This window comes from Alkalihalobacillus bogoriensis ATCC BAA-922, assembly GCF_000621445.1.
Classification (GTDB): Bacteria; Bacillota; Bacilli; order Bacillales; family Bacillaceae_F; genus Bacillus_AO; species Bacillus_AO bogoriense.
In genome coordinates, this window is the sequence record NZ_JHYI01000010.1 from 126,943 (window position 1) to 145,494 (window position 18,552).

Genomic DNA, 18,552 nt, shown 5'->3' on the forward strand with positions numbered 1-18,552 from the left:
TATTTTTGTTGAAATAGCGGAATAGACGTCCGATAGAAATGAAAAACCGTCGTTTTAGAAGAGATAGCGGAACGTATGTCCGTAACGTCACCGGTCTTTTTGTTTTTAATTCTCGTGATAAACATGACTGTTATTTTTACTATCTAACTGACCTTGTATCGCTGATTTTTTAACATGGCTAAAATGAACCCACTCTAAATCTTGGATAAAACGGTGATTATAAGGGTTAGGATAAGCTTTCGAAAAGACGATGCGCTTTATTCCTGCTTGCGCTAGTAATTTCGTACACGTTTCACATGGTTCATGAGTAACATAAGCTGTTCCCCCGACCACATCTTCTCTTGCATGTAACAACGCATTTTGTTCAGCATGAATCGTTCGGATGCACCGGCCTTGTTCATTTAAGCATTGCTCGTCATGTGTACAATGTTCATGACCATGAATAGACCCGTTATACCCTGTTGCAACGATTCGATTATCTTTCGTTAACACACACCCGACTTGGGCTCGACAGCAAGTAGATCTTTCGGCTAGTACAGTTGCTACTTCTAAAAATGTTTCATCCCAACTCGGTCTCATTGAAGCTTCTTCCTTTCCACCTTCAGTTTTTCAAGTGATGATAGAATGTCGTCTTTGTCCATGTTTTCGCCAATAAAAACGAGTACGGGGTCACAATAACTTGGCCATTTTTCAAACAATGCACTCTCATACGAATAGTTAAATAAAAAAACATCATGTTGACCTTCAAGCTGCACAAACCCCTTCACCCTAAATATATTCGGCCCGAGCGATTGGATAAAATCTAAAAATGATTGTTTTTCAAGCGGATAAGGAAGCTTAACCGTAAAAGTATGTATATGCAACTGGTCATGAACATGAGCTTTTTCCAATGGTTCATTTAATCTTCTTGTTCTTGAAAGAAGGGTTTCTAATGTGGATAACTCTTGTTCTGAGCGAGAAAGCAATACAGCGTTTGGATTCGTTGCTTTTAAGCTTTCGAAGACACTATGGTGTTGCTCTTCATGAACTAGGTCTGTTTTGTTGATAATTATAACATCAGCATATTGGACTTGAGCTTTTAACAGTTTTTTCAGTTTAATACTCATCTTTTGTTCATACCACTGAATTGCATTAACAACTGTGATGACAGCTTTAATCCACAAATTGGAGGTTAATAGCGGATGTGTACAAGCGTCCATTACGTCTACTGGATGCGCGGCCCCTGTTGTTTCTATAAAGATAACGTCTAATGTATACTCTTCTACTAGTGTTTCTAACTGTTTGCTCAATTCACCTTGAAGAGTACAACAAACACAGCCATTCGCCATTTCTTTCATAGGAGTCCCTTCTGGAATTGAAAATGAATCAATACTCGTTTCTCCTAATTCGTTCATAACGACTCCAACTTTATGTCCAAGTGCTTGTTCTTTTTGGATCAGTGATTGTAAGATTGTCGTTTTTCCACTTCCTAAAAACCCGTTTAGTATAATAATAGCCGTTTGTTTCCTTGTCATTTCTTTCAGTCCAATCTATAAATCGTAATCATTATTATTTATATAGTAATGGAATTCATTCGTTATGTAAACCATCAAATGTTCTTTTGTATTTTACGGAAGAAAAACAACAACCATACTCCGGTTGAAAGCAAACCGCCAACAAATAAGAAAAACCAATGTGAAACGAAGCCATAATAAGAACTAGTAATAGAAGCGAACATTAGTTCTGAACCCCATGTAAAAGGAACAAGATAAGTAAAAGCGGTCCAAGGTCCATCAAACATATAATTGATAACAGGTGCCCCTAATAAAATATTAATCAGTTTTGCATACGCAATCCCCTCCACTTTATTTTGACAGAATGTCGCTAAGAACATCGTAAGTAACGGCCCATAACAAGAAAATAAGAATAATGCTATTAAATAGATTCCAACATGGAGTTCCAGCCCATTTACAAGTAAAAACGATAAAATGACCGTTATGATACTTGACAGCAAGAGCGGAAAAACTATTCGATATACGATATAACCGATTTTTTTCAAAGGGGTAATTTCGATATATTGAAAAATTCCATCATCTTTTTCATCTAATAATAAAAACCCTGTAAGCATCCCAACCATCATCGGTGCCATGGCGATACTCATGATTATAATAAAAGATAAATGGTCAGTTAGTGAAAAATGAGTGATCTTTTCTAGCTGACTATCAATAAAAGGAATTCCATAATGAACAAGGAAAAACATATAAAGAGGAATGGTTAAAACAAGCAACATAAAAGGGTCACGGAATATGTTTTTTATATCACCTAACAAAAATATTTTCACGTTATACGGTTGCTTATGATGAAATAGCTTCATAGTGAGATCCTCCTATTTCCACCAGTATTGAGTAAAATATATCGGCTAAACTGCTGATACGCAACAAAAAAAGAAAGTAGTCCCCACATCGTTAATAGACAAACATGGAAAACATAACTTGCATTATACAAAGAAGTCGATTTTCCGATGGATGCTTCAATTAACCATAAAGCAGAATAACTTGGAAAGACCTCAAATAATTTAAAAGAAACCCAATTCACATATTGTAAGAGAGGGATAAACATGATAAGCATAAATAAAATGGCTCTAACTAAAAAGGAATTAAGAGAATGAGTATGAATCGATATCGCTAACCCGCATGAGGTAAAGAAAAAGCTTGCTAGACAGATAGCCATTGTTAATGAGACAAAAGAGATTGAATGATTCAAAGAGAAATAAGCTATACACATACTTGTCACCCACGCGATGACAGTAAGAGACAAAATTTTGCTACATAAATACATGGATAGCCGGATAGGAGTAATAAAAAGATATTCGATAATTTGTTGATTTCGCTCTAACATGATAATCGTTCCGACGAAAAAGAATCCTAGTGTACTAGGGTCAGTTAATAGGACAATCGCACTCCAAAAATCTCGATACTCGGCTGGGATGATCAGTAAAATGCCAATATAGATAACGGTGACAAAAGCATAAATATAATAAAAACCATGTTTAATCTGAAAGTGAATATCGTGTTTTAACAACCGGAAGTTCATTGCAATGTCCTCCCCGTTAATTCGAGAAAGATATCTTCTAACGTTTTTTCCTCTGAATGAATGGCCAAGATTTCATTTTGAGTTAATAGTTGTGTAAACCTATTGTTTTTTCCGAGATGTTTTAGTTCAAATGTTTCATCTACAATTTTATTATGCTCCGTATGTGTGACTGTTACATAAGTAGCTGGATATTGTCGTTTTAATTGTGCAGGTGACGCGATTACTTTAATTTCCCCGTCTACGACAAATGCAACACGGTCACAAAGACTATCTGCTACAGCCATATTATGAGTCGTTATTATAATCGTCTTCCCTGCTTCTTTTTGCTCGACGATTAATTGTTTCACTTTATTAATATTAGCCGGATCTAATCCCGACGTTGGTTCATCTAAAAACACGATGTCGGGTTGATGTAAAAATGCACGACACACATTTAATCTCATTTTCATCCCTTTAGAAAAGGCTGAAACACGTGTATCGGCAAATGGTTGAAGGTCAAGTTTATCAAGTAAGCTATAAATTTCGTTTTCATTGTTCTTATAAAATGATTGAAAAAATTTCAAATTTTCAACTGCTGTGAATTTTTGATAAAAATTTGGCATTTCAAATGCGACGCCAAGTCGTTGATAAAAGGATGAATCAGCTTGTTTTACAGTTTGATTCAGCACTTGAACATCTCCTTCATAGTCCTTTAAAACACCAATTAATATTTTTTGAAGTGTGCTTTTTCCAGCACCAGACGGCCCAAGGAAGCCAAATATCTCCCCTTTTGTAACGGTTAAGTTTACATCTTTTAATGTCGGGTTTATCTGGTTAGGGTAGGTGAAATTCAAATGCCGAACATCAATCATCACTTGCCTCCTTAAAGATTTTATATGCAATTGCTTCAGCCATAAACAAAAGTGTGTCCATATATACCGCTTCTCCAATTTCTTTTTTGTGTAAAGGTAACAAGAATAAGGCACGTAATGCACCAGAAACAACATCAAAATTAATGGACATATGTACTTTCCCAGCTTGTTGTAAATGTTGTAACAATGGTGTGAGGCTAATCGTATCTTCTTGGCCATGAGTGTCAAGAACTTCTTTCGGTAGCTTGCGAACGACATATTCATATTCATCCGTTGAATATAACCGGTATAGCAATGGGTATGATTGAATTTGTTTTACCGCATATACGATGACATTAGCAAATTGGGATGGCCCCATTTCTTCAAGATTTGAAAACTGGGACATAACCTCTTGCTTTATTTCAAGTTCATCCTCTTCTAATAAAACAAAATATAAGAGCTCCTTTGATTCGAAAAATTTATAAAAAGACCCTTGAGCAATGCCGACCTTTTCTGTTATCTCCTTAATGCTTGTTTTTTTTACACCTGTTTGTGAAAACAGTTCTCTTGCAACAACTTTTATTTTTTCAATAATTTGCTTTTGTTCCATTTCATCAAAGCCTCGTGGCATTTCGACTCCTCCATCATTATGAACTTATGAACATTTTTATTAATTATTCATACGTTCATAATAGTGTGAGAGTAAATAATTGTCAATAAAATTATTCGTCCTCTTTTTTTCTTTTGGTCATACTAAACGTGAAAAATATGATGAAAAGAGGTTTTTTGAATGAGAGATATTTTACAGCAAGTGAAAGAAGATTTAGAAAAGGCGTATGATAACCCTGAATCTATTGATTTAGAACAAAGTATCCAATCTCTGCAACAGGCAAAAGAACAATTCGGAGATAAAGGAACATTAATTGAAGACGTTATCCATTCATTAGAGCAAGCGAAAAATGCGAAAGACCAACGAATGCAAGCAGGAGATATTTCTTCAGCGGGGGCATTTGGAGAAGCGTATAATGGTCTTCAACAAGCGATTAAGTCGTTTCAATAAAAAGTGGGAATATTGCTGTCGACTTTCACATCGACAGCTTTTTCAATGCGGTATGGACATTCATTCCGCTATTTTTAAAAAAAAATAACGACTTGCAAAAGTATCGGACATTTGTTCCGTTATAGTATAAATTTTCATATCTTTTGTTGTCGATTTGGTCAAATAGCGGAACGTATGTCCTATAAAGTCGGAAAAACATCTAGTTTTTAAGAAATAGAGGAATAAATGTCCGTTACGAAAAAAAAGCCCTCAATTAGAGGGCTTTTTAATTAAAAGTTACGAAATTGACCGAATTGGTTTTGATTTCTAATTTGTTGTGTATTCGAGCCAGAAAATCCAGGTTGGAAGTTCGGTTGTTGATTGATCTGACCAAATTGAGCTTGTTGTTGTTGTGGTTGATATTGTGATTGTGCCGATTGCGCATTCTGTTGTCTTACATGCTGAATATCAGTACCAGCAAAAGATGTTTGCGCACCAGGGTAAGAACCGAAATTGTGTTGTTGGTTTTGTTGGATTTGTTGTTGATAGCCAAAATAAGGCTGAGCCGATTGCGCGTTTTGTTGTCTTACTTGCTGCACGTTTGTTCCTGAAAAGTTCGGTTGCCCTTGGCCGACAAAGTTTTGCTGAGAGTTAAAACTTTGTTGTCCAAACGGTTGGCCGTATTGTCCTTGAGCGGATTGGGCATTTTGTTGCCTTACTTGTTGAATGTTAGTTCCCGCCATTGTTTGTTGATTTGATTGTGAAATAGGTTGCTGGAATCCATATTGTTGTTGAATTCCACCGAATTGCGTTTGTGCATTTTGCTGTCTGACATGGTTTACATCGGTATTTGCAAACCCTTGTTGAAACGCAGATTGTTGTCCATAAAATTGATTTTGATTATAGTTTGTCATATAACACACCTCCTACCGCTTACTATTTACCAACAATAAAATAATATTTATTGTATTTTTACGGTAGGAGGAAAAATCTATTGAAAAATACGATCAAAGGCTTGCCACGGCATTAATGCACAATTATGACGAGCTTTTAGTTGATGAACACCTTTTAAAGCAATCGCATCTCCAAGATCTATCGATTCTGGCTCAATTCCTTTCCGAATCATCGTTTCCATTGCTTCACGTAACTGAAAAGCTTCTTCTAGAGTAACGCCTTTAAGTCGTGTGGTCATCATCGAACATGAAGCCATACTAATACTGCAACCCTCGCCAACAAATGAAATATCACGGATGGTATTTTCCTCACTTACGTTCACATATAATGTCATGACATCACCACATGTTGGGTTTTTATAATGTTTGACGAGTGTATTGTTTCCATTTGTTTTTCGATGGTTTCGTTTTGATTTTGCATGGTCCAACACTACGCTGTGATATAGATTGTCGAGCATATTTTCCCTCCTAGTCTGTTTATGCCTGTTGTCTTTGTACATCCCATGTAAACGGGTCTTCAAACGAAATCCAATCCTCAATGATTTCTGAATCCGTTAGTAAACACTCATCTAACTCTTTTATGATTTTGTCTTTTTCGAGTTCAGTTCCAATAAAAACTAACTTTGTATGGCGATCACCGTATTGTGGATCCCACTGTTGTTTAATATGAGGGTTTTGTTTTAAAATTTGTTGTTTTTCTTTTTCTGGTAAACTAGCTACCCAATACGAAATCGGCTCAAGAGAAACAGATGGCCCCGCTTGTGATAAGAGTAAAGCAAGATTGTTGCGAGTTGCACACCAAACAATACCTTTCGCTCGTACAATGTTTTTTGGCATCGACTGAAGCCACCGTTGAAATCTGACAGAATGAAACGGCTCTCTTCGACTATAAACAAAAGAGGAAATTCCGTATTCTTCTGTTTCAGGGGTGTGTTCTTTATGGCCACCCCCTTCTAATTCTCGCAGCCAACCGGCAGATTGACTTGCCTCGTGAAAATTAAATAAGTGGGTATTTAAAATTTCTTTCGATTCAACCTTTCCGTTTGAAGTTCGTATAAATTTAGCAGAGGGCTGTAGCTTCCTTAAGACTTGTTCTAATTTAGTGATTTCTTCTTCAGTGACTAAATCACATTTATTAATGACAATCACATCACAAAATTCAATTTGGTCAATCAATAAATCAGCAATTTCTCTCGTATCTTCATCACCAAGTGCTTCTTTTCTGTCTAGCAATGATTCTCCCGATTGAAAATCATGCCAAAACCGATTCGCGTCAACAACCGTAACCATCGTATCCAAACGACAGAATTGAGTTAAGTCGATGTTGAGTTCTTCATCTATGTATGAAAACGTTTGGGCAACAGGAACAGGTTCGCTTATTCCGGTTGATTCGATCACGATATAATCAATATTGCCGGCTTTCGCTAATTTTTCTACTTCGATAAGCAAGTCCTCTCTTAATGTGCAGCAAATACATCCATTTGACATTTCGACTAATTTTTCTTCCGTTCTTGAAAAATCTCCCCCCTGCTCAATTAAATCAGCGTCAATATTAATTTCACTCATGTCATTGACAATTACCGCCACCTTTAGCCCGTCGCGATTTTGTAACAAATGATTTAGTACCGTTGTTTTTCCTGAGCCTAAATACCCGCTTAATACTGTAATTGGAATGATGCTCATTTTTATTTCCTCCTTATAAATCGTAATGATTACTATTTGTGTATTGTAACGAGGATTTTTCATTCTGTCAAAGAATTATTTTCTAAAATAAAAAAGCCCCACGTAAAACGAATATCGTTCACGTGGGGCTTAAAACATAAAAACTAAGCAAGAAAGAGTGCAAAAGTGACTCCTATGACTCCGAGTAAAGCTAAAACATATACAGGTTTGTTTGGCATATGTCCGTCGCGCTCCATTGCTTTTCCAAACATATAAAAGACTAATGGATGAACTAAAAATGGCATAGAAAAGATAAATGGGATTAGCAAGGCTGCTTCTGTACCAAACATCTCTCCTTGTATAGCTGCAAATAAGCCAAAATGAGAAATCGCTGACGTTTGGGCCATCGTTGTGTATTCAAATGACATTGTACTTAGACTTAATAACATCAGTCCGCCAAATACCGCGCAAATTTGCCAGCCAAAAGAAAATTGCATTAAAGCTTTGACTTCTTTTCTATCATCATCATTTGCTTTTCGTAAATTAAATAGAGCAAGAGCTGTCAGTCCAACACCAATGGCAACAATAATCGCAGTAGGTCCTATCCAAAGTGAGCCTCGTTCCGCACTTATCGCTAACACTGAAAATACAAATACATGGCCGAAAAATGGGATGTTAATCATAATCGGGGCACGTTTTGCAGCGATACTCCCAAAGTCACCTGCCGTACAAGCTCCGGTTAACCCTGAGTGTGATAAGGAACCCGCCATTCCTGGAGCTAAATTCCGCGCATGTGAGGTTCGTGCAATGAGCATCACGAGGGCAATTCCACCAAACATCCATAATAATTGACCGAAAAACCCGTACGCTAAAACAGCGTTCATTCCTTCAATCGCAAAAGCATCGCCAATGCGGGAGCCACCGACCATGAAATTAGCAGCTAACACAACTGGGATTCCTGCAAATAAAAGAGCTCGTATTGTTGGGCCAAATGTCCAGTTATAAAAAATTGCTCCGAGTGCGGCTGAAATCATCATCGCAAAGAAGATTTGCGGAAGCGCAATAACGGAACTGATTGCTTGTGCAATATGATAAGAAAGGTATAAAACAACAATAATGAGTGCAAGCTCTAGAAGCCCTTTCCGTATATATTGATGTTTATTTTTGATTTGTGCGCGATTATCAATCAGAATAACAGCAAAGACAATTCCGATATAAGCAATCAGTGGATTATAAGCAGCTAAACCTTCTGCTCCTTGCCCATGCAAAATCATTCGAACAAATGCTTCAATCCCTAATAATAAGAAAAAAGCACGAATGATAAAAATAAATTGAGTACGGCTTGTCCCTAAAATAGTTTCTTCATCGCAAGGAACAACAATATCATCAACTTCTAATTTTTTGTTTCCTAAAATTTTGCGAAGCTCTTGTCCCCCAACGAAAAATGAGACAATTAACGCAATAATCGTAGTTCTCGCCATAAAATCAACAAAAGGAAACTCAACGAGACCTGGTGATGCAATTCCAACATTCACGAGTATAAAGCCGAGCAAAAGCCCAAAAATAACGATGATTAGAATTGGTGAAAACCTAGTTCCTGCAACAACGGTTCGTGAAATTAACACCATTGGTATGAGGAAAAATAATAAAATCCAAAATTGGTTTAACACTTGCAAGTGCGTAATTTGTTCAATAATTTCCAACGTTCTATCCCCTTATTCAAATATACTGATAAAGTGTACCTTAAGTATGGAAAAGAGTAAATGGATGTAAGCCTATACATCTAGTACACAGAATAGTAAATGATTTCAGAACACTTACTATTTATGGTATACGATTATTAGGATAAACACATAGTGGACACTTTATGACGAAAAAGAGAAGGTGTTTGTCACACCTTCTCTTTTATCGTTCGTTTACTATGAACTCTTCTTGTACAGGTTCAGATGAATACAATTGGATGCAATTACGACCATGATGTTTTGCCTCGTAAAGTGCTTTATCGGCTTGTTGGATTAGGGTTGTTAATAAAAGAGGTGGTTGGTCAAAAGAAAAGCTTTCCGTCGTTATTCCAAAACTTGAAGTAACCCGGATGGCGTCGTTATTTATCGTGATTGTTGCTTCATATACTTGGCTACGAATGTCATTTGCGATTAAGCTAGCATCTAGCACCGACGTATTTGGTAAACAGATAATAAACTCTTCTCCACCGTATCTGCCAATAATGTCAGTATCACGTAAGCAAGTTTTGGCTGCATGAATAACTTCCACTAACACTTTATCGCCAGCTTCATGGCCGTACGTATCATTGACCATTTTAAAGTGATCGATATCAAACATAATAAAAGAAACGGTCCCCTCTTGTTCTTTCAAAGTGGTGATGGTTTGCTCGGCTTCTTTCATAAAAAATGTCCTGTTTAAAATTTGGGTTAAGCCATCCATACTTGCTAATATCGTTAATTGCTCTTCTAATTTTACACGTTCTGTAACATCAATAAATGAAATAACTCGACCAACAAACGATTTATGATTACGATAAACAGGGGTAAATCGAATATGGTAATGGTGAGTAGTTCCTGTTTGCACTGAATGATAATCAGAGTCTTTATCAGACATTATAATAGTCTTTAATTCAAGTTGATGTTGTAACACTTCAGCAATGGACCGCCCAAGTACATGATTTCCTAAAGAAGGAATAATCTGTTTCATTGCTTGATTATAGTCGATAATCCTATAGTGTTGATTAATGACGATAACCCCTTCTTGCATATTTTCAAAAACAGTTTCACGAGCTATAGGAACAACATTAAACATTTGCAAGGAAAGAATAGCAGCTCCATGAAATAAAAAAGCAACACTCATTGAAATCGGGCCTGTGTCAATCCCATATGGGCTAGTGCCAGTTAAATAAAAAATACTTCCGATGACCGGAATTACAAGTCCGATGATCATTAGGAAAATTTGCATTTTAAATCGGAATCGAACTTTTTTCATATGAATAAGCAATATACATAAGCTTGCGGCTATACATACATAAAGGAAAATCGAATGGACGTAAAACCAAAGCCCTCCTTCTAACACTAAAAGCGGAAAAGGTCCATCTGTTGAAACGGTAACTGAAGTATAGTAATAGTGGTGCAAGTCGTTTGTGAAATGAAAAAAGATCGTTAGTTGCGGTATGAAATATAAAAAAAATAAGAGAATTGGAGGCAGTTTTCGACCGACATACTCTACACACATGAGCAAAATAAATACGGGAATAAAAGGCAAAGCTAAATACTCAACTTTTAACCATAACTTCATCGCATCTAGCGTTGTACTATTTAATTCAAGAACATAGGAAAATGAAAAAATAGCACACATTAGAGTAGCAAAGATATAATATCTTCCACCTGGCGCAGATTTAAATGTAAATAAAGCATACATACATAAAAATAAACAAAGTAAACTTCCAAATACTCCAACAACCGTAAATATGAATAATTGCTCAGCCATACCATCTACTCCATATAGTAAAAAAGTTTTAAGTCTTTTCATTATAATGGTAATCAGATATGCCGACTAGCTTTTTTTTGGAGGGAAAGACGGAGGAAGTCGGTAGTGTTTCCTTTCTAATAAAAAAGCTAGGATACGAACTGTGTATGCTTTAAGCACACTTTCGTTACGTCCTAGCTTTATAAAATCCTATTTATTTTGCTAAATGGAATATTTGTAACACATCTTCTTCTTTTAATTTCACGAAGTTTCCTAGTTCCCATCGTTCTGTTGCTTTTTTTGCCATTTCCTTAAAATGCGTTTCATCAATCTCAACCTCTGTTAGTGTAATCGGCATACCGATAGATTGTAGAAATTGCTCGAATCGTTTTATTCCTTCTCTTGCTGTTTTTTCGATATCATATAAATCAATTTCGACATCCCAAACACGGTTAGCAAATTGGGCAAAACGATTGATGTCATGTTGATACACATATTTCATCCAAGCTGGAAAAACAATCGCAAGTCCTGCTCCATGAGCAATGTCATATATGCCACTAATTTCATGTTCAATATCATGGCTAGCCCAATCACCGATTCTCCCAGTACTTAATAAGTCATTATGAGCGATTGTACCAGACCACATAATCTCAGCACGGGCATGATAGTTCGTAGGGTCCTCTAACGCCGTTTTCGCATTTGAAATAATCGTACGTAATGTCGACTCACATAATCGGTCTGTTAAATCTACATGCGTTTCATTTGTAAAATAACGTTCTAATATATGAGCGATCATATCAGTAATCCCACATGCTGTTTGGTATGGCGGTAATGTATATGTAAGCTCAGGATTTAATATCGCAAACACCGGTCGCATCGAAGGATGACCCATTGCTCGTTTATATAAGCCATCTTCATTTGTAATGACTGTTCCTGCACTACTTTCACTTCCTGCAGCTGGAATCGTTAAAATCACTCCAATTGGTAAACAATCACTCACATGGGCTTCTCCTGTGAAAAAGTCCCATACGTCGCCATCATATTTCACCCCAGCTGCTATCGCTTTGGCAGAATCGATGACGCTTCCTCCTCCAACTGCGAGGATAAAGGGAATATCATGTTCTTTACAAAGTGAAATCCCTTCTCTTACTAGGCTGACCCTTGGATTTGGAACAACGCCACCCAATTCAAATATTTCGATCCCTTGTTCAGTTAATGAAGCCACAACTTTGTCATACAGCCCACTCTTCTTTATACTTCCACCGCCATAATGAAGTAATAATTTTTTCCCGAACGGAACAGACTCTTGTCCTACTTTATGTTCTGTATCTTTACCAAAAATAATTTTTGTAGCATTTTGGAACTCAAAATTTTGCATGATTATGCCTCCTTTCTCTCATCTTAGTCTGAATAAAATAGAAACGCAAGTGATTGCAATTTGAGTGATAGCAAGACTGTTTATTGGAATCAATTACTCGTCTTGAATTAGTAAAGTCAGGTGATACTACGGGAGAAAGGAGGATTTCACATGACAAATATAATGGATGGAATGGATGCTGTACGTTTCCGTTCGGGGAATCCGATTACAGGTAAACGTAAAACACAACAAAATAGAAACAAGAAAAAAATGCCACTCGTTTTAAAAAAATTAAAAAATGGTTCATAAAAGAGATTGCTCTATAAGGCAAGGTGCTTTATAGAGTCATATTTCAACGTATGGAGGTTGGACACTTGAAAAATGAATTCGTGCAACATATAAAAGATAATGCCATTCGCTTTGACTCGATCGATGATTTACAACCTATGCTAGAAAAAGCAAGTGAAGCCCAATTTGTATTGTTAGGTGAAGCAACCCATGGTACGTCTGAATTTTATAGATTGCGAACGGAAATATCGAAATGGTTAATTGAAAAGAAAGGTTTTCAATTTATAGCTGTAGAAGGTGACTGGCCTGCCTGTTATGAAGCAAACCGCTACATAAAAGGGTATAGTTCAGTAGATAATGCTAGAGATGCATTACAACAGTTTAATCGTTGGCCAACTTGGATGTGGGCAAATGAAGAAGTGGCTGAGTTATTAACATGGCTTCGATCTTATAATGATTCCATTCAAAAAGCAAAAGTTGGATTTTATGGAATTGACATTTATAGTTTGTGGGAATCAATGCAAGCGGTCGTTCAACATTTGGAAGAAATCGGCTCTCCTGTTGCTGCCGATGCGAGAAAAGCTTTTCATTGTTTTGAACCTTTTCACCGAGAGCCACAACTGTATGGCGTATCCGCTTCCCTATATGGAGAAGATTGCTTAGAAGAACTTTTACAGCTTTTAGATGAGCTCCAAAAAGCAAAACACAACTTTCCAAAAGACAATGAAGCAACGTTAAACTTACAAGTGAATTCAATCGTAGCTGATAACGCAGAACATTATTACCGCGCCATGGTGACAAATGATAATGAATCATGGAATATTCGTGATCGTCATATGGTTCAGGCTTTGGATGAAATTTTAACCTTTTACCGGAAAGGAAAAGGAATCATTTGGGAACATAACACCCATATTGGTGATGCAAGGGCAACAGATATGGTGGCAGATGGTATGGTCAATGTCGGACAACTCGCTCGGGAACGGTATGGACGAGAAAACGTCTATTCAATTGGGTTTGGTACGTATGAAGGAACCGTAATAGCGGCTGACCGTTGGGGAGAACCAATGAAAGTTATGGCTGTTCCAAAAGCTAGCCCCCATAGTTGGGAAGCATATTTACATGAAGCAGGTGCATTTAATAAATTTATACATTTTCATGATAAAAATGAGGCATTGTTTTCCAATACAATGGGTCATAGGGCGATTGGCGTCACATACAATCCCCATTATGAGCAATATGGAAATTACGTCCCTTCTCAACTATCTAAACGATATGATGGATTTATTCATGTCGAAAAAACAACAGCACTCCATCCATTAGTGAAGTCGAACACAATGTTGTAGAAAAAAACATAACATAAGAAGACCGTAGAACAATATTCTACGGTCTCATATTTTTTTACTTTGATGTTTGTTGTGTATTTTTAGTCTTTTCTTCATTTTCTAAACCTTTGTCACTAAAATCCATTATCACTATGTAAGCCATCGCTAATTGGCCCACCTTGTATTTCCATTTTAGTGTTGTTCCGCTTTTTTTGTTCCAATTTTCACGCTCCCTCTTTACTTCGTTTCCCCAGGATTTTCATCCCAAGACATTGTAATGACTCGAGTCGCTTCTCCTTCTTTTATCTCTTCTTCAGTTGCTTTTTGACTTAACTCTTCGTCATTATCAATGCCTGGTGCAATTGTCGGTTTATTCTTTTCCTTTTCTTTCATGTTCTCACCTCTTTGTCTGCTTGGAATCCTATTTTATTGTTGACTATCTTTTGAAGAATTATTTTGAGTTTGTTTGTTATTTTTTAACTGGTCCCTAATGACGAAAAACATCACTATAGCAATGACAAGTTGTAAAAACAATCCTAAACTAGCCCAAGAGTGAATTTTAAATTCATATATATCATTTTTATCTTCAAATAATAGTAACGATAACATGCCCATTAATAATGTAAGTGGAATTAATGTTACTTTATTTTTACTATTCGTTATCATATTCACAGTCCGGTTTAAACCATATAACATTAGAGCCAACTTTGAAAAAATAGTTGGAAAATATAAAGAAACAAGGAAAAAATCTAAACGGTCCAAAAATTCTGTAAGTCGGATTTGCTGAACAAGTGTGTAACTTGGGTACGTTGTGAAGCGAACAATTTCAGGGCTAATCACTGCTGTTTGACTAAAAATTAAAACAAACAATAAAAATAACCCTAATCCCCCACCTAAAATTAAGGACATTTTTGATTTTTGATAAGACTTTGTCGTATTCAAAATTAAAAACACAATAATAATTTCCCCAATCCAAGCAAAGCCAATAAAGCTAGACTGAAGTAAAGAAGGAATCACATGAAATCCCATAACTGGTTCAAAATTAGATAAACTCATTTCTTCAAGCAAAGAGATAGGAATAAAGATAATCACGATAATAAATAACACATAAATGATTTCATTAAACCGAGCAATGACTTCAATACCTGCCCATGCTATATATAAACTCGTTCCGATAAATAGCATCGTTACAACAAATGTTGGTGTTAACGGTAAAAGCGTTGTATCGACAAAACCAGTTAAAATACGAATATCTCGAATTAAAATATGAGCTATGAAAATAAACATTAACAGAGCAAAGCCTTTTATTTTCCAGCTTTTCGAATCGAAATCGAGCACTTGTAATTTTTGTATGCCAAACATACCAATGCTAACGATAATAACAACATAAACAAATAGGATAAGAGGTACAACCCAAGTGTTTTGTAATGACAAATCCGTTAACGATTGTGGCAACACAACTAAGCTACTAGCAATTGTCATATTAGCGGCTAAAAATCCAAGTTGTCGATGTGAAATATGAACTTTCATCTTCCAATCACCCAACTCGTAAACGCACCAAATGTTTGCAGTATGAAGTCTATGTACAAGTTCAAGCCGATCTTGAACTCAAGAAAAACTGCTACGGTCGCTGTTACAATGGAAAAAGTGATATAAAGTTTTTTTAGTTTGCTATCTTTTTTTATCACGTCGAATTGAAGTATATAAGTTGCAATTAAAACACACCAAATAAATATAACTTGCAACACTCGCCATCACTCTCCTACACCAATCCCTTTAGTCGTTAGACCTGTCCATTCGATATCACTGTTAACGTGCACTTCATATTCCAAATCTGGTAAGTTTTCACGCCAACTGTCCTTCCATTCGTTATGCCAGCGTTCTCTTTCTCTTCGTTTAAGTAGCCAGCCAAACCCAAATGAATCCATGTTCCGTGCAAAGGTTTCTTCAAGAATCGAATTTACTTCTGCTTTCACATCTTCTTTTATTTTCTCATTCACCCGTTCCAATGAATTATGTTCTTCGAAGTTGATTTCCGTTTCATTTTCAATAATCGACCCAGTCAAATCGATTGTCACGATAAAGACAGGTTTGTCATTTTCAATCTTGTACGAAAGATTTCCTGATTGTTGTTTTATACGCGTATTAATCGATTCAGTTTCTGTCCAATCAATGGCATATGATTTCCCTTCCATTTTTCCCAAAATCCATTTAATCGCTTTAGTTTGATTCTCATCTGTAAAAAACTCAACTTTATCATCTTTAAACATCGCTACTTTATTTATCCCTATTTGTTCTTCTATTAATTCAGGGTCAGGGCTTAAGTTGTCGACAAGAGATAACACAGGTAAAAAAGGGTCACTTCCTTTTTGTTGAAATTCAATAAGGAAGTCTCGTAACGTAATTTCAAAATGATTGACACCGAGCTCTCGAATTGCCTCTGACGTTAAGTTTTCTAGATGGGGCTTCGCTGCAAGTATTTTATTTGCATCACCTTCAGCCACAAATAGTTGAGTCGCTAATCGAGCTTCCCTTGTTCTAGTTAACACGTCTAATGTTTTTCTTACTCCTTCTCTAGCTAATCCTTCACCAAATACGGCGACACGACGATGTCCAAAAATTAATTGTCTTGATAAACGTTGTTGAAGCTCAGCATTGGCTTCGCGAACATTCCGTCCAACTCCAGCATCTAAAAGAAACATCGCCCCGCCTGAGGTACCACCTCCACCTTCGCTTCCAGTCCCACCCATTTCACCAGGTAATGGTATTTGTGTTGTGACTATATATTCCGTTTCATTTAATTTGTCATATGTAGTTGCAGTTACAATGGCAATATCGTTTATTTCTTTTCGGTCCCAACAACCAGTAGAAAAAAGTAGTAATAAAAGGCTTGCAATGACAGACCATTTTTGTTTCATAATTTCCTCCTATAAATTAGGATGGTTGTTCTGGCGACGGTTTTAAATCTTGTTTTTGTCGCTGTTGATTTTCTTTTACAAATTCTTTCTCCCTTGTATCCGACATCCACTTAGGAACTCTTACAAAGACATCTTTTAGCCTAGAAAACCTCATAGGGGCAAGCGGTTCAAAATAAGGAACACCGAATGACCGTAACTTACATAAATGAGTAATTAACAAAATCATTCCGATAACGATTCCAAACATTCCAAACATCGCTCCTAAAACCATTAATGGAAAGCGAAGTAAGCGTATCGAAATGGCTAAGCTAAATTTAGGAATCGTAAACGATGCAATTCCTGTTAAAGATACAATTATAACCATTGGGGCAGAGACGATGCCTGCTTCTACTGCCGCTGTTCCAATAACAAGGGCACCAAGAATACTGACGGCTTGTCCGATCGTTTTAGGTAAACGAACACCAGCTTCTCGTAAAGCTTCAAATGAAATTTCCATAATTAACGCTTCAACGATAGCTGGAAAAGGAATCGCTTCACGACTAGCAGCAATACTTAACAGTAAATTTGTCGGAATCATTTCTTGATGATAAGTTGTTATGGCCACATATAAAGCAGGCAATAATAACGCGACTCCTAAAAAAAACAATCTGATAAATCTAAGAAATATAGCAATATAAAATCGTTCATAATAATCTTCACTCGCTTGAAACTGTTGCCAAAAAGTTGCAGGAATAATCATGCAAAACGGTGTGCCATCACACAAAATCGCAATCCGACCTTCTAGTAGATTAGCGGCGACCGTATCAGGTCTTTCTGTGATTTGGATTTGCGGAAACAAACTCCAAGGTTCGTCTTCAATCAGTTCCTCAATATAACCAGACTCTAAGACCGCATCAATTTTTATTCGGTCAAGACGGTTATTTAACTCGGCTAATACCTTTTTATCTGTGAGCCCATCAATATAGGCAATATTGATACTTGTTTTTGTTTGTTCTCCGATTTTTCTTGATACGATTTTAAAGTCAGTCGTTTTAATTTTCCGCCGTAACAGCGAAGTATTGACTCTTATATTTTCGATAAAACCTTCACGGGGCCCACGTATGGCCGTTTCTGATTCAGGTTCTGAAATCGCTCGCGTCTCAAATCCTGAAACAGGATAAATAATTGCTTTATCATATTGGTCTATCAACAATACCGCATTACCGTCTAAAATATCTTTGGTAATGTTATCGATGACATTATTTTCAGATACATCCGCTACCGCGGTAATTTGTTGTTTAATTTTTCGCCATGTAACATTGTCATACGAATTTTGGTGTTGAAGTTCTTCGATAATATGAGCTTGCATATCTTCGGTATTAACTAACCCATCAATAAAAAGTAGATAGCCAACTCGGTCATCTAGCTTCACTTTTCGATATACAAGATCTGAACAATCGGAGAAGGCCGCTTTAAAAGTGGCAATATTCGTTCCAATATCTCTAGATAATTGTTCTTTTTGTTTTGTTCGATTCATAGTAAAACCCCTTTTCTGACTGCTCCTAATTTTCCCTCGTTTCCCTTCTTTATTCTTGTTCATCAAAGTTTGCAAAATTATTAACTATGAATTACATTTGTTAAATGGATGGATAAAAACA

At 36.5% G+C, this 18,552-nt stretch carries 19 protein-coding genes; 3 read left to right on the forward strand and 16 right to left on the reverse strand.

Annotated features, from left to right (window positions below):
* Positions 1-105 precede the first annotated feature (105 nt).
* The 6 genes from T323_RS25795 to T323_RS0102895 all read right to left on the reverse strand — a co-directional run bounded on the left by T323_RS25795 (position 106) and on the right by T323_RS0102895 (position 4,533).
* Positions 106-579 carry a deoxycytidylate deaminase gene (locus T323_RS25795; RefSeq protein ID WP_084309055.1) on the reverse strand — a complete coding sequence of 158 codons (474 nt, stop codon included), beginning with the start codon at positions 577-579 and terminating at the stop codon, positions 106-108.
* Positions 576-1,514: a CobW family GTP-binding protein gene (locus T323_RS0102875; protein WP_035177468.1), complete on the reverse strand. Its 939-nt coding sequence runs from the start codon at positions 1,512-1,514 to the stop codon at positions 576-578. The genes T323_RS25795 and T323_RS0102875 overlap by 4 nt, the downstream gene beginning before the upstream one ends.
* A 74-nt stretch (positions 1,515-1,588) precedes the next feature.
* Complete coding sequence (locus T323_RS0102880; protein WP_026671935.1) at positions 1,589-2,353, reverse strand: Rv2686c family ABC transporter permease subunit; 765 nt, start codon at positions 2,351-2,353, stop codon at positions 1,589-1,591.
* The gene (locus T323_RS0102885) at positions 2,350-3,072 is read right to left on the reverse strand and encodes a fluoroquinolone export ABC transporter permease subunit (RefSeq protein WP_026671936.1); all 723 of its coding nucleotides are present in this window, start codon (positions 3,070-3,072) and stop codon (positions 2,350-2,352) included. The genes T323_RS0102880 and T323_RS0102885 overlap by 4 nt, the downstream gene beginning before the upstream one ends.
* Positions 3,069-3,923, reverse strand: a complete 855-nt coding sequence (locus tag T323_RS0102890; RefSeq protein WP_026671937.1) for an ABC transporter ATP-binding protein — start codon at positions 3,921-3,923, stop codon at positions 3,069-3,071. Before T323_RS0102890 ends, T323_RS0102885 begins: the two co-directional genes overlap by 4 nt.
* A complete protein-coding gene (locus T323_RS0102895) occupies positions 3,916-4,533 on the reverse strand; it encodes a TetR/AcrR family transcriptional regulator (protein ID WP_026671938.1) in 618 nt (205 codons plus the stop codon). The genes T323_RS0102890 and T323_RS0102895 overlap by 8 nt, the downstream gene beginning before the upstream one ends.
* A gap of 159 nt (positions 4,534-4,692) precedes the next feature.
* On the opposite strand from T323_RS0102895, the gene T323_RS0102900 reads away from it, so the two are divergent.
* Positions 4,693-4,962, forward strand: a complete 270-nt coding sequence (locus T323_RS0102900; RefSeq protein WP_026671939.1) for a hypothetical protein — start codon at positions 4,693-4,695, stop codon at positions 4,960-4,962.
* 269 nt (positions 4,963-5,231) lie between these two features.
* Here T323_RS0102900 and T323_RS29355 read toward each other — a convergent pair whose 3' ends face one another.
* From T323_RS29355 to T323_RS0102930, 6 genes are all read right to left on the reverse strand, one after another.
* Complete coding sequence (locus T323_RS29355) at positions 5,232-5,855, reverse strand: hypothetical protein (protein ID WP_051556326.1); 624 nt, start codon at positions 5,853-5,855, stop codon at positions 5,232-5,234.
* A 77-nt stretch (positions 5,856-5,932) separates the two neighbouring features.
* Positions 5,933-6,352, reverse strand: a complete 420-nt coding sequence (gene sufU / locus T323_RS0102910) for a Fe-S cluster assembly sulfur transfer protein SufU (RefSeq protein WP_026671940.1) — start codon at positions 6,350-6,352, stop codon at positions 5,933-5,935.
* A gap of 19 nt (positions 6,353-6,371) precedes the next feature.
* Positions 6,372-7,577 (reverse strand): GTP-binding protein, encoded by a 1,206-nt coding sequence (locus T323_RS0102915; protein WP_026671941.1) that lies wholly within the window; start codon positions 7,575-7,577, stop codon positions 6,372-6,374.
* Positions 7,578-7,720: 143 nt separating this feature from the next.
* Positions 7,721-9,259, reverse strand: coding sequence for a hypothetical protein (locus T323_RS0102920; RefSeq protein WP_026671942.1), 1,539 nt, complete (start codon positions 9,257-9,259; stop codon positions 7,721-7,723).
* 202 nt (positions 9,260-9,461) lie between these two features.
* Positions 9,462-11,051: a histidine kinase N-terminal 7TM domain-containing diguanylate cyclase gene (locus T323_RS0102925; protein ID WP_026671943.1), complete on the reverse strand. Its 1,590-nt coding sequence runs from the start codon at positions 11,049-11,051 to the stop codon at positions 9,462-9,464.
* 193 nt (positions 11,052-11,244) lie between these two features.
* On the reverse strand, positions 11,245-12,408 hold the full coding sequence (locus tag T323_RS0102930; protein ID WP_026671944.1) for an iron-containing alcohol dehydrogenase: 1,164 nt from the start codon (positions 12,406-12,408) through the stop codon (positions 11,245-11,247).
* A gap of 150 nt (positions 12,409-12,558) precedes the next feature.
* Between T323_RS0102930 and T323_RS28690 the strand changes: the two genes are divergently transcribed.
* Both T323_RS28690 and T323_RS0102940 read left to right on the forward strand, forming a co-directional pair.
* Positions 12,559-12,696, forward strand: coding sequence for a hypothetical protein (locus T323_RS28690; RefSeq protein ID WP_156942378.1), 138 nt, complete (start codon positions 12,559-12,561; stop codon positions 12,694-12,696).
* Between the two features lie 50 nt (positions 12,697-12,746).
* The gene (locus T323_RS0102940) at positions 12,747-14,018 is read left to right on the forward strand and encodes an erythromycin esterase family protein (protein ID WP_035177475.1); all 1,272 of its coding nucleotides are present in this window, start codon (positions 12,747-12,749) and stop codon (positions 14,016-14,018) included.
* 216 nt (positions 14,019-14,234) lie between these two features.
* Here T323_RS0102940 and T323_RS29100 read toward each other — a convergent pair whose 3' ends face one another.
* From T323_RS29100 to T323_RS25810, 4 genes are all read right to left on the reverse strand, one after another.
* A complete protein-coding gene (locus T323_RS29100; protein WP_169737867.1) occupies positions 14,235-14,390 on the reverse strand; it encodes a hypothetical protein in 156 nt (51 codons plus the stop codon).
* 33 nt (positions 14,391-14,423) lie between these two features.
* Positions 14,424-15,527, reverse strand: a complete 1,104-nt coding sequence (locus T323_RS0102955) for a GerAB/ArcD/ProY family transporter (RefSeq protein ID WP_026671946.1) — start codon at positions 15,525-15,527, stop codon at positions 14,424-14,426.
* 224 nt (positions 15,528-15,751) lie between these two features.
* Positions 15,752-16,915 carry a Ger(x)C family spore germination protein gene (locus tag T323_RS27765; RefSeq protein WP_051556327.1) on the reverse strand — a complete coding sequence of 388 codons (1,164 nt, stop codon included), beginning with the start codon at positions 16,913-16,915 and terminating at the stop codon, positions 15,752-15,754.
* Between the two features lie 16 nt (positions 16,916-16,931).
* A complete protein-coding gene (locus T323_RS25810; RefSeq protein ID WP_245613672.1) occupies positions 16,932-18,431 on the reverse strand; it encodes a spore germination protein in 1,500 nt (499 codons plus the stop codon).
* Positions 18,432-18,552: the final 121 nt, after the last annotated feature.

Excerpts from the sequence above, each read along its gene's own strand:
- T323_RS0102895 (WP_026671938.1), bottom strand. The coding sequence starts at position 4,533 with ATGCCACGAGGCTTTGATGAAATGGAACAAAAGCAAATTATTGAAAAA.
- T323_RS29355 (WP_051556326.1), bottom strand. The coding sequence starts at position 5,855 with ATGACAAACTATAATCAAAATCAATTTTATGGACAACAATCTGCGTTT.
- T323_RS0102890 (WP_026671937.1), bottom strand. The coding sequence starts at position 3,923 with ATGATTGATGTTCGGCATTTGAATTTCACCTACCCTAACCAGATAAAC.
- T323_RS29100 (WP_169737867.1), bottom strand. The coding sequence starts at position 14,390 with ATGAAAGAAAAGGAAAAGAATAAACCGACAATTGCACCAGGCATTGAT.
- T323_RS0102955 (WP_026671946.1), bottom strand. The coding sequence starts at position 15,527 with ATGAAAGTTCATATTTCACATCGACAACTTGGATTTTTAGCCGCTAAT.
- T323_RS0102930 (WP_026671944.1), bottom strand. The coding sequence starts at position 12,408 with ATGCAAAATTTTGAGTTCCAAAATGCTACAAAAATTATTTTTGGTAAA.
- T323_RS0102875 (WP_035177468.1), bottom strand. The coding sequence starts at position 1,514 with ATGACAAGGAAACAAACGGCTATTATTATACTAAACGGGTTTTTAGGA.
- sufU (WP_026671940.1), bottom strand. The coding sequence starts at position 6,352 with ATGCTCGACAATCTATATCACAGCGTAGTGTTGGACCATGCAAAATCA.
- T323_RS0102880 (WP_026671935.1), bottom strand. The coding sequence starts at position 2,353 with ATGAAGCTATTTCATCATAAGCAACCGTATAACGTGAAAATATTTTTG.
- T323_RS25795 (WP_084309055.1), bottom strand. The coding sequence starts at position 579 with ATGAGACCGAGTTGGGATGAAACATTTTTAGAAGTAGCAACTGTACTA.
- T323_RS0102900 (WP_026671939.1), top strand. The coding sequence starts at position 4,693 with ATGAGAGATATTTTACAGCAAGTGAAAGAAGATTTAGAAAAGGCGTAT.
- T323_RS0102885 (WP_026671936.1), bottom strand. The coding sequence starts at position 3,072 with ATGAACTTCCGGTTGTTAAAACACGATATTCACTTTCAGATTAAACAT.
- T323_RS0102940 (WP_035177475.1), top strand. The coding sequence starts at position 12,747 with ATGGAGGTTGGACACTTGAAAAATGAATTCGTGCAACATATAAAAGAT.
- T323_RS27765 (WP_051556327.1), bottom strand. The coding sequence starts at position 16,915 with ATGAAACAAAAATGGTCTGTCATTGCAAGCCTTTTATTACTACTTTTT.
- T323_RS28690 (WP_156942378.1), top strand. The coding sequence starts at position 12,559 with ATGACAAATATAATGGATGGAATGGATGCTGTACGTTTCCGTTCGGGG.
- T323_RS25810 (WP_245613672.1), bottom strand. The coding sequence starts at position 18,431 with ATGAATCGAACAAAACAAAAAGAACAATTATCTAGAGATATTGGAACG.
- T323_RS0102925 (WP_026671943.1), bottom strand. The coding sequence starts at position 11,051 with ATGGCTGAGCAATTATTCATATTTACGGTTGTTGGAGTATTTGGAAGT.
- T323_RS0102915 (WP_026671941.1), bottom strand. The coding sequence starts at position 7,577 with ATGAGCATCATTCCAATTACAGTATTAAGCGGGTATTTAGGCTCAGGA.